12 protein-coding genes are annotated in these 14,043 nt (G+C 66.2%); 8 read left to right on the forward strand and 4 right to left on the reverse strand.

Annotation, left to right across the window (positions count from 1 at the left end):
* Positions 1 to 188: 188 nt before the first annotated feature.
* Both AC1VXC_RS16600 and AC1VXC_RS16605 read right to left on the reverse strand, forming a co-directional pair.
* Complete coding sequence (locus tag AC1VXC_RS16600; RefSeq protein ID WP_313170820.1) at positions 189 to 548, reverse strand: hypothetical protein; 360 nt, start codon at positions 546 to 548, stop codon at positions 189 to 191.
* Positions 545 to 1,495: a hypothetical protein gene (locus AC1VXC_RS16605; RefSeq protein ID WP_313170821.1), complete on the reverse strand. Its 951-nt coding sequence runs from the start codon at positions 1,493 to 1,495 to the stop codon at positions 545 to 547. Before AC1VXC_RS16605 ends, AC1VXC_RS16600 begins: the two co-directional genes overlap by 4 nt.
* 146 nt (positions 1,496 to 1,641) lie before the next feature.
* Between AC1VXC_RS16605 and prmA the strand changes: the two genes are divergently transcribed.
* From prmA to purD, 6 genes are all read left to right on the forward strand, one after another.
* Positions 1,642 to 2,556 (forward strand): 50S ribosomal protein L11 methyltransferase, encoded by a 915-nt coding sequence (prmA, locus tag AC1VXC_RS16610; RefSeq protein WP_313170823.1) that lies wholly within the window; start codon positions 1,642 to 1,644, stop codon positions 2,554 to 2,556.
* 29 nt (positions 2,557 to 2,585) lie between these two features.
* Positions 2,586 to 3,458 (forward strand): DUF3426 domain-containing protein, encoded by an 873-nt coding sequence (locus AC1VXC_RS16615; RefSeq protein WP_482995072.1) that lies wholly within the window; start codon positions 2,586 to 2,588, stop codon positions 3,456 to 3,458.
* 99 nt (positions 3,459 to 3,557) lie between these two features.
* Positions 3,558 to 3,830 (forward strand): DNA-binding transcriptional regulator Fis, encoded by a 273-nt coding sequence (gene fis / locus AC1VXC_RS16620; RefSeq protein WP_057626401.1) that lies wholly within the window; start codon positions 3,558 to 3,560, stop codon positions 3,828 to 3,830.
* A 265-nt stretch (positions 3,831 to 4,095) separates the two neighbouring features.
* Positions 4,096 to 5,679, forward strand: a complete 1,584-nt coding sequence (purH, locus tag AC1VXC_RS16625) for a bifunctional phosphoribosylaminoimidazolecarboxamide formyltransferase/IMP cyclohydrolase (RefSeq protein ID WP_481539939.1) — start codon at positions 4,096 to 4,098, stop codon at positions 5,677 to 5,679.
* 22 nt (positions 5,680 to 5,701) lie between these two features.
* Positions 5,702 to 6,529 (forward strand): hypothetical protein, encoded by an 828-nt coding sequence (locus AC1VXC_RS16630; RefSeq protein WP_481539940.1) that lies wholly within the window; start codon positions 5,702 to 5,704, stop codon positions 6,527 to 6,529.
* Positions 6,530 to 6,610: 81 nt separating this feature from the next.
* Positions 6,611 to 7,897: a phosphoribosylamine--glycine ligase gene (gene purD, locus AC1VXC_RS16635; protein ID WP_481539941.1), complete on the forward strand. Its 1,287-nt coding sequence runs from the start codon at positions 6,611 to 6,613 to the stop codon at positions 7,895 to 7,897.
* 150 nt (positions 7,898 to 8,047) lie between these two features.
* On the opposite strand, the gene AC1VXC_RS16640 is transcribed toward purD, so the two are convergent.
* Positions 8,048 to 9,043 (reverse strand): aldo/keto reductase, encoded by a 996-nt coding sequence (locus tag AC1VXC_RS16640; RefSeq protein ID WP_313170834.1) that lies wholly within the window; start codon positions 9,041 to 9,043, stop codon positions 8,048 to 8,050.
* A gap of 83 nt (positions 9,044 to 9,126) precedes the next feature.
* Here AC1VXC_RS16640 and AC1VXC_RS16645 point away from each other — a divergent pair, with 83 nt between their 5' ends.
* Both AC1VXC_RS16645 and yccS read left to right on the forward strand, forming a co-directional pair.
* Positions 9,127 to 10,044, forward strand: a complete 918-nt coding sequence (locus tag AC1VXC_RS16645; protein ID WP_481539386.1) for a LysR family transcriptional regulator — start codon at positions 9,127 to 9,129, stop codon at positions 10,042 to 10,044.
* Between the two features lie 91 nt (positions 10,045 to 10,135).
* Positions 10,136 to 12,304: a YccS family putative transporter gene (gene yccS, locus AC1VXC_RS16650; RefSeq protein ID WP_313170837.1), complete on the forward strand. Its 2,169-nt coding sequence runs from the start codon at positions 10,136 to 10,138 to the stop codon at positions 12,302 to 12,304.
* A 508-nt stretch (positions 12,305 to 12,812) separates the two neighbouring features.
* On the opposite strand, the gene AC1VXC_RS16655 is transcribed toward yccS, so the two are convergent.
* A complete protein-coding gene (locus tag AC1VXC_RS16655) occupies positions 12,813 to 13,958 on the reverse strand; it encodes an MFS transporter (protein WP_481539387.1) in 1,146 nt (381 codons plus the stop codon).
* Positions 13,959 to 14,043: the final 85 nt, after the last annotated feature.

Here is a 14,043-nt window from a genome sequence, read left to right on the forward strand (position 1 = left end):
GCTTACCCCTCCCCAACCCTCCCCTTCGCTGCGCGAAAGGGAGGGAGCAGGAATGTAGGGCCGAGCCCTGGTCGGCATGGGGATTGCCGGTCAGGCCGCTGCCCAGGAAGGGGCGGCCCTACACCCGCCAACAGGCACAAAAAAAGGCGGGAATCCCCGCCTTTTTTGTGCCTGCTGGAAACACCGGTTTACTCGGCTTCCACCACCGTACCCTTGAGCGGCTCGGTGCCCAGCGGCGAGGACGGATCCACCACCGTCACCGTTTCCACCGAACCGTCCGGCCATACGATCTGGAAGCTGCTGCCCGGCTGCAAGGTGTTGAACGGCATGCCGCTCTGCGCGCGGTACACCGCCGCCGCCTGGGTGGCGCCGGCACGGCGCAGGTCCTCGTCGGATTTGACGGTGGTCAGCTTGATCTTGGACAGCGCTCGGTAGCGGTCTTCATAGGTATCGATCAGCACCACGCCGACCGCGCCCGCCGAATAGGCCACGAACAACACGACCCAGATCCAGAATTTTGCACCGTGCATGAAACGTCGGTAGTTCATCGCACACCTCGCTGCGCATTGCGCAAGCTGCTGACCATCTCGTTCATTTTTTCCACACCCTGCCGCGGTACCGCAGCGTCGTAAACGAATGACTCAAAATCCTGCCTGGGATCGCGCGAACAGATCCCACCATTGGCGCAATACGCCACCATCAACGCACTTTCCGGCCCACAGGCCAGACCCAGTTGGCAGGCAGCCACCTGCCACGCCAATTGGCTGAACTGGGTGCCCGCAACCATGCCCTTGTAGGCATCGTCCCCGGCCGCTGCGGTGCCCATCGCCCCGGAGATCGCAAGGAAGGCCTCCGGGTCCAACGAGGACTGCACCCGCTCAACCAACTCACGCCGGTACCTGGGGGTTTCGCTCAAGGGCTCTCCCATCGACAGCAAGGCCGCTTCGGCCGCCAGATTGCCGGCCTTGGCCGAGGCCCGGCGCTGCTGCAGCACGCGCGCACGGCCCAGGTCATCGGCAGCGGTGAAACCCGCGCACCCCTGGCGCACCCTGCCACGCGCGGCCAGCATCGCGGAAATCGCATTGAGATCCATGCGCTGCAATGCGGCGCTGTCCAATGCATAACCCGAAGGGTCCATCGCGAACACGCCGCAGTAATCGTAGATGCGGCTCGCCACCCAGCCCGCCTCGGCATTGCCTGCATCCGCGGCTACCTGCAGCTGGTGGGCATAGGCATACAGGTCACTGCCGTTCTCGAAGGATGCGCGCAGGTCCAGCGGCAGACCCGCAGCAACCGCAGTGGATTGCTCGGGCACAACGGTAGCGGCAGCCAGCAGCGGCGCGGTCACTTCGGCGGCGGCGCCATTGCTGGCCGCCACCACTTCCGCCGTGTCCCCGTGCAGGAAACTGCCGCTGCGAACGCCCAATGCAGCCATCAGCACTGCCGCAGGCAGCACCAATAGATACCAGGGTTTTCTGGCCAGCAACGACAGCATGGGAAGCGGCAGCCCGTTACGCGGTAATAGGTCCTGAATTCTATCAATACCCGTGGCCGGGCCGGATGAATCGGCCAGCTGAACGCGCAATTGGTGCGCGCCTCGTCTAGGATGCGTGCCCTGTCCCGCCGTTGCCGTACGCCGCCATGCCCTTCCTCGAATTGACCCTGCGCTGCTCCGAAGCCACCCAGCCCCGTTACGAGAATGCCCTCGACGACGTCGGCGCGCTGGCGGTGACCATGCTCGACGCCGACGCCGATACCAGCAACGAGCGCGCGATCCTGGAGCCGGGCGTGGGCGAAACCCCGCTGTGGAACGAGCTGACCCTGAGCGCGCTGTTCCCGGCTGATACCAATGCGCTGGCCTTGCTGGCCGCGCTGGAGGCCTTCGATCCGGGCCTGGACTGGACCCACGCCAGCTTCCGCGCCGTGCAGGACGAAGACTGGGAACGCGCCTGGCTGGACCAGTTCCAGCCCATGCAGTTCGGCCAACGCACCTGGATCGTGCCGTGGAACCACGAACTGCCGGAGGCCGCGCAGACCGCTGACGCCGCCATCGTGCGCCTGGACCCAGGCCTGGCCTTCGGCTCGGGCACCCACCCGACCACCGCGCTGTGCCTGCGCTGGCTGGACCAGCTCTCGGCCGAGGGCAAGCTGGCCGGCAACACCGTGCTCGACTTTGGCTGCGGCTCGGGCATCCTCGCCCTGGCGGCGCTGAAGCTGGGTGCCGCCAAGGCGGTGGGTGTGGACAACGATCCGCAGGCCTTGATCGCCACCCACGACAACGGCGAGCGCAATGGCGTGCATATCGCCGCCTACCTGCCGGAAGACGAGCCGGTCGCCACCTACCCGGTGGTGGTGGCCAACATCCTGGCCTCGGCGCTGGACGCCCTGGCCGAACTGCTTGCCGCGCGCGTCGCTGCCGGCGGGCAGATTGCACTGTCCGGCATCCTGCACGGCCAGGAAGGCGAACTGCTGGAGCGTTACGCAACCTGGTTCGACCAGCTTGAAGCCACCCAGGATGGCGACTGGATGCGCATCACCGGCGTGCGCCGTGCTTGAATGGGGCCAGTGCCTCAGCCTGCCCTGCCATGACTGACGAAACCACGCCCACCCAGCCTTCCCTGGCCACCTTCCTGCAAGGCCCCGCCAACACGCCGGCAGCAGACGCGCGCAAGCCGGCTGCGCCGACGAACCTGCCTGCCACCCCGACTGACGACTGCACGGTCATCGCACCGGAGTTGGAGCTGGAGCTGCCGCCCGCAGCGGTGGAACCGATCAAGGCTGAGCCTCACGACGCCCAGCCGGTCGAACAGGAGGCGGCTGTTGCAGCGGCAGATAGCAGCGTTGTCAGCGAAGGCATGGGCATCGAAAGTCCGGCCATCGTCCGCGGGTCCGCGGACGAAGACGAAGACGAGGAGGAGGCCGGTCAGGCCGCAGCAGCTGTCGCCCCCAGCTTCGCCCGCGACAACCGCACGCAGGCCGCGCCAGCAGCCGACACGCCGCGCTGGCAATGGGGTTTGGTGCTGGCGTTGGCGCTGCTGCTCGGTCTGCAGATCATCATTGCCGACCGCGCCCGTCTGGCCGCCGATGCAGGCACCCGTCCCTTGGTCAGCGGTCTGTGCACGGTGCTGCGTTGCAGCCTGCCGCCGTGGCATGAGCCCGGCGCGTTCAGCATGCTCAGCCGCGACATCCGCCCGGTCCCGGGACAGGCAGGCGCATTGCAGGTACAGGCCAGTTTCCGCAACGACGCCCGCTGGGCCCAGGCCTGGCCGGCGTTGCGGCTGTCGCTGTCCGACGCCGATGGCCGGGTGATCGGCCGCCGCACGCTGCAACCGGCCGAATACCTCGGGCCAGCGGCAGATCCCCAGGCAAGACTGGAGCCCGGACAGAGCGCGCAGGTGTCATTCCGGCTGCGCGAGCCGGCCGCGGCCACGGTCGCCTTCAGCTTCGAATTTCAGTAAACACGGGACAATGGCGTGGCAGGCCCACGGCCCACGCGCTAGACTCCCTCCCCCATGCCGGGCCAAAGCGCCCGACCTTGCTGAACCCGGGAACTCTCCTTGAACGCTGCCCCCACCCGTCCTGACACCAGTCGTGGCGCTCCGAAGCCGCCGCTTCGCGAACACGTTGCCCAGTCCGTACGGCGCTACCTGCGCGATCTGGACGGCTGCGACGCCGACGACGTGTACGAGATCGTGCTGCGCGAGATGGAAATCCCGTTGTTCGTGGAAGTGTTGAACCACTGCGAAGGCAACCAGAGCCGCGCCGCGGCATTGCTGGGCATCCACCGCGCCACCCTGCGCAAGAAGTTGAAGGAATACGGGCTGGCGTAAAGCCCTGGGCTGCCCGTAGTGCCGAGCCATGCTCGGCAGAAGCGTTACCGGTAATCCCCGCCGTCGTACATTGCTGGGAAGGCCCCTTGCCGAGCATGGCTCGGCACTACATGTGCATTGCTGGGAAAGCCCCTGCCGAGCATGGCTCGGCACTACATGTGCATTGCTGGGAAGGCCCCTGCCGAGCATGGCTCGGCACTACACCCTGCTTCTGTGTGACCGCGCGGCTACAATACGGGCCCGCTTCCGCTTCCCCTGCCTCCCCATGTCTGCTGATCTGCTGCCTGTCCGCCGGGCCCTGCTGTCCGTTTCCGACAAGACCGGTCTGGTCGAACTTGCCCGTGCCCTGGCCGCCCGCAACGTCGAGCTGCTGTCCACCGGCGGTACCGCCAAGGCGATCCGCGAGGCCGGCCTGCCGGTCAAGGACGTGTCCGATGTCACCGGCTTCCCGGAAATGATGGACGGCCGGGTCAAGACCCTGCACCCGATGGTGCACGGCGGCCTGCTCGGCCGCGCCGGTACCGATGACGCGGTAATGGCCGAGCACGGCATCGCCCCGATCGACCTGCTGGTGCTGAACCTGTACCCGTTCGAATCGGTTACCGCCAAGGCCGACTGCACGCTCGCCGACGCGGTGGAGAACATCGACATCGGCGGCCCGGCGATGCTGCGCAGCGCGGCCAAGAACTTCGCACGCGTCGCCGTGGCGACCAGCCCGGACCAGTACGACGCACTGCTGGTCGAACTGGCCAGCAACGACGGCAAGCTGTCGGCTGCCAAGCGCTTTGAACTGTCGGTGGCCGCGTTCAACCGCGTCGCCCAGTACGACGCGGCGATCAGCAACTACCTGTCGGCCGTGACCGACACCAGCGCTGCGGTGCCGGTGCGCAATGAATACCCGGCACAGATGAATTCCTCCTTCATCAAGGTCATGGACCTGCGCTACGGCGAGAATCCGCACCAGAGCGGCGTGTTCTACCGCGACCTGTACCCGGTGCCGGGCACCCTGGCCACCTTCGTGCAGCTGCAGGGCAAGGAACTGAGCTACAACAACCTGGCCGACGCTGACGCCGCCTGGGAATGCGTGCGCCAGTTCGACGTGCCAGCCTGCGTCATCGTCAAGCACGCCAACCCGTGCGGCGTGGCCGTGGCTGCCGATGTCGGCGCCGCCTACGAGATGGCCTACAACACCGACCCGACCAGCGCCTTCGGCGGCATCCTCGCCTTCAACCGCACGCTGGACGCGGCAACCGCCAAGGCCATCCTCGACCGCCAGTTCGTCGAAGTGCTGATCGCACCGGATTACGAGCCGGCCGCATTGGATTACGCCACCAAGAAGGCCAATGTGCGCGTGCTGCGCATCCCGGCCGGCGATGCCCGCAACAACTACGACACCAAGCGCATCGGTTCGGGCCTGCTGGTGCAGAGCGCCGACAACCGCGGCATGCGCGCCGACGAACTGAAGACCGTCACCCAGCGCGCGCCGACCGCGGCCGAGCTGCGCGATCTGCTGTTCGCCTGGCGCGTGGCCAAGTACGTCAAGTCCAACGCGATTGTCTACGCCAAGGACGAGCGCACCATCGGTGTTGGCGCCGGCCAGATGAGCCGCGTCTACTCCGCCCGCATCGCCGGCATCAAGGCGGCGGATGCTGGCCTCGTGGTGCCGGGCTCGGTGATGGCATCCGATGCGTTCTTCCCGTTCCGCGACGGCCTGGACGCCGCCGCCGAAGCCGGCATCACCGCGGTGATCCAGCCGGGTGGGTCGATGCGTGACAACGAAGTGATCGCTGCTGCCGACGAACATGGCATCGCCATGGTGTTCACCGGCGTGCGTCACTTCCGTCACTGATTCCGTTACCGAGAGCTGGCACATGGCGACCAGGGTTTTCCCGCGTTTGATTTCCCTGCTCGCCGTCGCCCTGCTGGCCGCGTGCCAGCAGGGCACGCCCGCACAGAGCGACACTCCGGCAGCAAAGCCGAAGCTCAGCTACGAGGCTGGGGTGATGGCGGTACTGCAGGAGCGCTATGGCAGCGCCGTGCAATTGCAGGGGCAGTGGGCGCAGCAACTGAGTGATGCCGATCTGGGGCAGGCCCGCCCGGTGCATCGCGACATCTGCGCCGACCAGAGCATCAGCGTGCAGAACGGCAACTACCGCATGCTGGCAATCTGCACCACGTACGACGACGCCAGCCCGATTGAGCTGGGCAGCACCGATTTCATCGTCCTGCAACGCGCCGCCGATGACGGCGTCAGCGTTGCTGCCGAACTGCTCGGCCAGGGCAGCGGCACCGGCGGCAAACCGGGCACTGTCACGATCCTGCAGATGGGTGCCGATGCCTGGGGTTTCCAGGTCGACGACGAACTGGTGGTAGTCGGCGCAGCAATGCGCAACCGCGCCTGGTACGTGTTCGATGGCGGCAAGACCTTGTCCAGCGCAGGCTGGCTGCGCAGCCATCTGGATGATCGCAACGCCATCGACTGCAATGCCTCCGGCAACTGTTCGCATGGCCGCCTGGACCTGAACTTCGACGCGACACCCGACAACAGCCAGCCGCAGCTCGCCAATTGGCCGCTGCGCGTGCAGGAGAAAGGCCGGGGCTGCGCGGGGGCTGCCAACAAGACCCACAGCATCGCCTACGACAGCGCGCAGGCGCGCTACCTGATTCCGCCGGGCATGCAGATCGAAAGCTGCGATTGATGCGCAAGGCGCGCACATCGCCCGCACGCACGGCACTCAACCCCTGAGCTTTTCCGCCCCCTTCCCACAGGAACCGACCCCATGAAACTCCTCGTCATCGGCTCTGGCGGCCGCGAACACGCACTGGCCTGGAAGCTGGCGCAATCACCGCGCGTCAGCGAAGTCATCGTCGCCCCCGGCAACGCCGGCACCGCCACCGAAGGCAAGTGCCGCAATGTCGCGATCAAGGTCACCGACATCGAGGGCTTGCTGAAACTGGCGCAGGACGAGGCCGTGGGCCTGACCGTGGTGGGCCCGGAAGTGCCGCTGGTGTTGGGCGTGGTCGACCGTTTCCGCCAGGCCGGCCTGCGCATCTTCGGGCCGACCGCGGCCGCCGCGCAGTTGGAAGGGAGCAAGGCCTTTGCCAAGGATTTCCTTGCCCGCCACGGCATTCCCACCGCGTACTACGCCGTGCATACCGAAGTGGATTCCGCGCTGGCCTACCTGCATGAGAAGGGCGCGCCCATCGTGATCAAGGCCGACGGTCTTGCCGCCGGCAAGGGCGTGATCGTGGCGATGACGATGGCAGAAGCCGAAGCCGCCGTGCACGACATGCTCAGCGGCAATGCCTTCGGCGATGCCGGTGCACGCGTGGTGATCGAGGAGTTCCTCGAAGGCGAGGAAGCCAGCTTCATCTCGATGGTCGACGGCCGCATCGCACTGCCGATGGCCACCAGCCAGGACCACAAGCGCGTGGGCGATGGCGATACCGGCCCCAATACCGGCGGCATGGGCGCTTATTCACCGGCACCGGTGGTGACCCCGGACGTGCATGCGCGGGTGATGCGCGAGGTGGTGGAGCCCACCGTGGCCGGCATGATCGCCGACGGCGTGCCGTTCACCGGCTTCCTCTATGCCGGCCTGATGATCGATGCCAGCGGCGCGCCCAAGGTGATCGAGTTCAACGTGCGCTTTGGCGACCCGGAAACCCAGCCGGTGATGCTGCGCCTGCAGTCGGATCTGGTGGATCTGGTCGAAGCCGCCATTGATGGCGCGCTGGCCGGCGTGGAAGCGCAGTGGGACCCGCGTCCGTCGCTTGGTGTCGTGCTGGCCGCCAAGCCCTACCCGGAAACCCCGATCACCGGTGATGTGATCAGCGGTTTGGATGATGTGCCGGCCAGTGCCAAGGTATTCCATGCGGGTACGGCATTGGACGCTGACGGCAACGTGGTCAGCGCCGGTGGCCGCGTGCTGTGTGTTGCTGCGCTGGGAGACAGCGTTGGTGATGCGCAGCAGCATGCGTATGCAGGCGTTGCCAGGATCCACTGGGCCAACGAGTTCCACCGCAACGACATCGGCTGGCGCGCGATCGCCCGCGAGCAGCAGTAAGCGGTGCCTCACCCCTCCCAACCCCTCCCCTGCGCCTGCGGCGCATGGGTGGGCGCACAAATGTCGTCCCGTGCCATGCTCGGCAGAGGGGGTTTTGGGGAACGCCCCAGCCGAGCATGGCTCGGCTCTACAGTTGAAGCCTGCCGGGTGTTACCGATGCACGCTGCCAATGCTCGCCGCCGGATAACGCAGGCCCGCCGCTGCATCCACCGGGAACACTGCGTCGATCCGCGCCAGGTCCTGCGCACCCAACACCACCTCCAGCGCACCCAGATTCTCCTCCAGATACGGCAAACGCTTGGTGCCCGGAATCGGCACCAGGTCATCGCCCTGCGCCAATACCCAGGCCAACGCCAACTGCCCCGGTGTCACACCCTTGTCGGCAGCAATTGCATTGACCTGCTCAACCAAAGCCAGATTCCTATCGAAGTTCTCGCCCTGGAAGCGCGGCGAGTTGCGGCGGTAATCACCGTCCTCGAAATCGGCCGGGCTGCGGATCGCACCGGTCAGGAAGCCACGGCCCAGCGGCGAGTACGGCACGAAGCCAATACCCAACTCACGCACCGTCGCCAACACATCATTCTGCTCCGGCTCGCGTGACCACAGCGAATACTCGGTCTGCAGCGCGGTGATCGGATGCACCGCATGCGCGCGACGGATCGTCTCCGGTGCGGCCTCGGACAAGCCCAGGTAACGCACCTTGCCCTGCTCGACCAGCCGCGCCATCGCCCCCACCGTGTCCTCGATCGGCACCTGCGGATCAACACGGTGCTGGTAGTACAGATCAATATGATCCACACCCAAGCGCTGCAGGCTGGCCTCGCAGGCCGCCTGCACGTATTCCGGACGACCATCGACACCGCGCGCCTGCGGATCATTGGGATCCAGCCGCACACCGAACTTGGTGGCCAGGAACACCTGCGCGCGCCGGTCGGCAATCGCCTTGCCCACCAGCACCTCATTGGTATGCGGGCCATACATGTCGGCGGTATCCAACAGCGTCACGCCGCGCTCCAGCGCGCGGTGGATCACCGCAATCGAGGCCGCATCATCGCCGCGGCCACCATAGAACGCGCTCATGCCCATGCAGCCCAGGCCAAGTGCGGAAACAACAGGACCATTGCGGCCCAGAACTCGGGTTTTCATCGGCGACTCCAGCGGGGGAAAGGACGGAGGCAACTGTAGGCCCTCGCCACTATGTCGATAAAGGCGGATACTCCGCATTGACCATGAAGCCTGACTTCACAGTAGATCCCGCCCTGTTGCCGGCTCTGGCAGCCTTCGCCTGCGTGGCCAGGCATGCCAGCTTCCGTCAGGCAGCCATCGAGCTGGCGGTCTCGCCGTCGGCCTTGTCGCAGACCATCCGCAACCTGGAGCGCCGGCTCGGCACCCGTCTGCTGCAACGAACCACCCGCCGGGTTGGCCTGACCGAGGCCGGCCAGCGCCTGTTGCTGGACACCGCGCCGGCGCTGGCCCGGATCGGCGAGGCGCTGCATGCGGTGGAAGCCAACCGCGACGTGGCGACGGGGCAGTTGCGCATCACCGCGCCGCGTTTCGCCATCGAGTACCTGCTGCTGCCACACCTGCCCGCCTTCCACGCCGTCTACCCGCAGGTGGAAGTGGAGCTGTCGATGCAGGCGGCGCTGATCGATGTGGTGGGCGAGGGCTTCGATGCCGGCATCCGCCTGGGCGAGGCGCTGGCCGATGGCATGATCGCGGTGCCGTTGGGGCCACCCATGCGCTGGACCGTGGTCGCCGCGCCGGCGTATCTGCAGCGGCATGGCACACCGCAAACACCGGAAGAACTGATCGGCCATGCCTGCATCCGTCACCGCAACAGCAATGGCCGGGTGATGCCCTGGGAGTTCAGCCGTGATCAGCGCGACTTCACCCTCGATGTCAGCGGGCCTCTGCTGCTCAACGACAGCACGCTGGCCTTGCAGGCAGCGCGCGACGGGCTTGGCCTGCTGCAGATATTCGAAGCCATCGCCCGCGCCGACATCGACGCGGGTCGCGTGCATGGACTGCTCGATGACTGGCAACCGCCCTATCCCGGCTTCCATCTCTATTACCCATCGCGCGAACAACTGGCACCCAAGCTGCGCGTGTTCCTCGATTTCATGCGCGCGGCCAATACCGCAGGCTGAGCCCTGCACACTTGCAGACGGTTCGCGCTTGCCTGCATCGCCACGGCACCGCAAGCTGACAACCTGATCCCCGCGAGTCCACGCTTCCGGCATGCGCCGCCTCGACCGTCACCTCGGCCAACTCTGGGCCCACGAAAAAGCCAGCTACGGGTTGCGCGTGTTCATCGCCCTCACCGCCGCCATCGCCTATGGCTGGTACGACGGCCACATCGAAGCCATCCCCGGCCTGTTCCTGGGCATCATCGCCAGCGCCATCGCCGAGACCGATGACAACTGGTGGGGCCGTACAAAATCCGTGCTGTTGTCGTTGCTGTGCTTTGCCGCTGCTGCGGCGGCGGTCATCGCGCTCTTCCCCTACCCGGTTCCCTTCATCAGCGCGTTGGCACTGACCGCCTTCGGCCTGACCCTGCTCGGCGCGCTGGGCGAGCGCTATGCCTCCATCGGCCAGGCCACAGTGACGCTGGCGATCTACGCGATGATCGCGATGGACCAGCACCACAACGTCAGCCAGCAACAGGCGCTGCGCGAGGTGGTCCCGCTGCTGGTTGGCGCCGCCTGGTACGGCCTGCTGTCGATCCTGTGGACGGCGATGTTCGCCAACCGCCCGGTACGCGAACGGCTGGCGCGGCTGTTCTTCGAGCTCGGCCATTATCTGCAACTCAAGGCCGACCTGTTCGAGCCGGTGCGGCACGGCAATCTGGAAGCACGCCGCCTGGCGCTGGCTGAGCAGAACGTGCGCGTGGTGCAGGCACTGAACATCGCCAAGACCGCCATCCTCAGCCGCTTCGGCCGCTCTGGTCGGCCCGGCGTGCAGTCAGGCCTGTACTTCCGCCTGTATTACATGGCGCAGGACTTCCACGAGCGTGCCAGCTCCTCGCACTATCCGTATGAAGCCCTGGCCGAGGCCTTCTTCCACAGCGACGTGCTGTTCCGCTGCCGGCGCCTGCTGTCACTGCAGGGCAAGGCCTGCCAAACGCTGGGCGAGGCCATCCGCCTGCGCCAGCCGTTCGACTATGGCGAACGCACCCGCGTCGCCGGCCAGGACCTGCAGTCTTCGCTGCAGTACCTGCGTGAGCAGCGCAATCCGCAGTGGACGCGCCTGCTGGGCTCGCTGCAACTGCTGGCGGCCAACCTGACCAGCATCGAGCGGCAGCTGTCCGAAGCCGCACTGGCGGATACCCCGCTGGAAGGCATCGACACCCGCCTGCGCGATTCCTCGCCGCACACCCTGCGCGAAATGGGCACCCGCCTGCGCCAGGCCCTGACCCCAGGCTCGCTGCTGTTCCGCCATGGCGTGCGCATCGGTCTGGCGCTGATTGCCGGCTATGCCCTGCTGAAGCTGGTGCACCCGGAGAACGGTTACTGGATCCTGCTGACCATCGTCTTCGTCTGCCGGCCCAACTTTGGCGCCACCCGCCTGCGGCTGGTGCAACGTATCGCCGGCACCCTGCTCGGCCTGGGCGTGACCTGGGCATTGATGCAGCTGTTCCCCGGCACTGGCCTGCAACTGCTGTTGGCGCTGGCGGCAGCGCTGCTGTTCTTCATCACCCGCACCGACCGCTACCTGCTGGCCACCGCCGCGATCACGGTAATGGCGCTGCTGTGCTTCAACCTGATCGGCAATGGTTTCGTGCTGATCTGGCCGCGCTTCCTCGACACCTTGATCGGCTGCGTGATCGCCGCCATCGCCTCGCTGTTGATCCTGCCCGACTGGGAAGGCCGGCGCCTGCACAAGGTGATGGCACAGGTGATCGCCACCAGCACCGCCTACCTGGATGAAGTACTGGGCCAGTACCGCAGCGGCATGCGCGACGACCTGCCCTACCGCATCGCCCGCCGCGACATGCACAACGCCGACGTCGCCCTATCGGTGGCGTTGGCGAACATGCTGCGTGAGCCGGGTTATGCACGCGGCAATCTGGATGCGGGCTTCCGCTTCCTCGCCCTGTCCAACACCTTGCTGGGCTATCTGTCGGCGCTGGGTGCGCATCGTGCGCAGGCGGATGCAGTCAATGAAGATGCGCTGGTTGCGGGCGGGCATCGGCAGCTGCAGCAGTCCTTGGCTGCATTGTCTGAAGCCTTGGGCAGACGCCAGCCGGCGGACCCACAGGAAGATGAGATCGCACTGGCAGATGCGCTGGAGCAGATGCCGGATGAGATCGATGAGAAGTCGCGACTGGTGCGTACCCAGCTGGCCTTGATGCTGCGACTGTTGCCGAAGCTGAGGGCGTCGGCGGAAGAAGCGATGTCGCCGGCCTAGTTGCTGTTACCCCCTCCCTTGCGCGGAGCACAGGGGAGGGTTGGGGAGGGGTGCCGTTGATTTCGCTTTTTGTTTTTCCCATACGGCATAGGACCCAGCCGCTCAGATCGCATGCAATCCAGGAACGTCACCATCGCCAGCTTCGCGGCTCACGCCGCTCCTACAAGTGATTGGCTGCGGATCTAGCTGTGGCTGTGGCTGTGGCTGTGGCTGTCCCTTCTCCCGCCTGCGGGGGAAGGTGCCCGAAGGGCGGATGGGGGGACGCTTTGGCTTTGGCTTTGGCTTTGGCTTTGGCTTTGGCGTCAGTCCTCAACCACCGATCTACAGCTCTGTGCGCAGAAGATCCATCAACGGAACGGTTGCCAGCTTCGCGGCTTACGCCGCTCCTGAAAAAGCCTGGCATGTACGCCCTTCGGCGACGGTGGCGCTATCGGCTTCGCGGCTTACGCCGCTCCCACATTCTTTGTGGCTTGTTTGCGCACCGGCATGAAGTACACCAGCAGGCCGATCACCGCGAACACGCCGCCAGCGCGCAGACGCCGTTCCAGCCATAGCGCGTCCAGGCCATCGTGCTCAGCACCGAGCCACTGGCACCGCCGATGAAATAGCAGGTCATATAGGCCGAGGTAATACGGCTGCGGGCGCTCTCATCCAGCTGGTAGATCACGCTCTGGTTGTTGATATGCACCGCCTGCACGGCGATATCCAGCATCAGCACGCCCACGATCAGCGCCGCCAGCGACACCGGCGCGAACGCCAGCAACAACCACGACAACAGCATCATCAGCAGGCCACCCAGCGCCACCGCGCGGCCATGACCGCGATCGCTGAGCTTGCCGGCACTGCTGGCAGCCAACGCACCTGCCGCACCAATCAAACCAAACAGACCAATAGTGGCAATCGAGTAACCGTAAGCCGGGCCCGACAACAGAAAGGCCAGCGGCGTCCAGAACACGCTGAAGCCGGCAAACAGCAGGCCACCCAGCACAGAGCGCTGGCGCAGCAAGGGCTCATCTCGCAGCAAGGCCAGCACCGAACCGATCAGGCGCGGATAGGACAGGCTGGCACTGGGTTGGTGCGTCGGCAGCAAGCGTGCCAGCACCACCGCCAGCACCAGCAAGGCAATGCAGGCCACCCAGTAAATGGTGTGCCAGGAACCCAGCCCGGCCAGTACGCCGGAGGCAGTGCGCGCCAACAGGATGCCCAACAGCAGGCCAGCCATGATCGTGCCCACCACCCTGCCCCGATGTTCCGGCTCGGCCAGACCCGCCGCATGCGCCACGATGACCTGCGCCGCCACCGCACTGAGGCCGGACAGGGCGGTGCCTGCCAGCAGCTGCACGAAATGGGTCGCGGTGGCGCTGATCGCCAGGCCCACCGCCGCCAGCACGAACAGGGCGACGATCAGTCGGCGGCGTTCCAGCCGGTCACCCAGCGGCACGATCAACAACAGGCCGGCGGCGTAAGCCAGCTGCGCCACCGTCACCACCCAGCCCGCCGTGTCGGCGCCGATCCGGAATGCCTCGGCCAGGATCTGCAGCAAGGGCTGCGCGTAGTAGTTGCCGGCCACGATCAGGCCGGTGGCGGCAGCCAGCAGCAGGACCTGGGCCTGGCTCAAGGGGCGATGGGGCGAGTGGGAGACGGGGGTATTCATGGGGAGGCCACGGCAGGAACTGCGGTAAGTCTGGGCCGCCGCCATCAATGACGCCAATGTATTGTTTTCATCCCATCCATCTGTT

The organism is Stenotrophomonas sp. STEN033, from assembly GCF_056856655.1.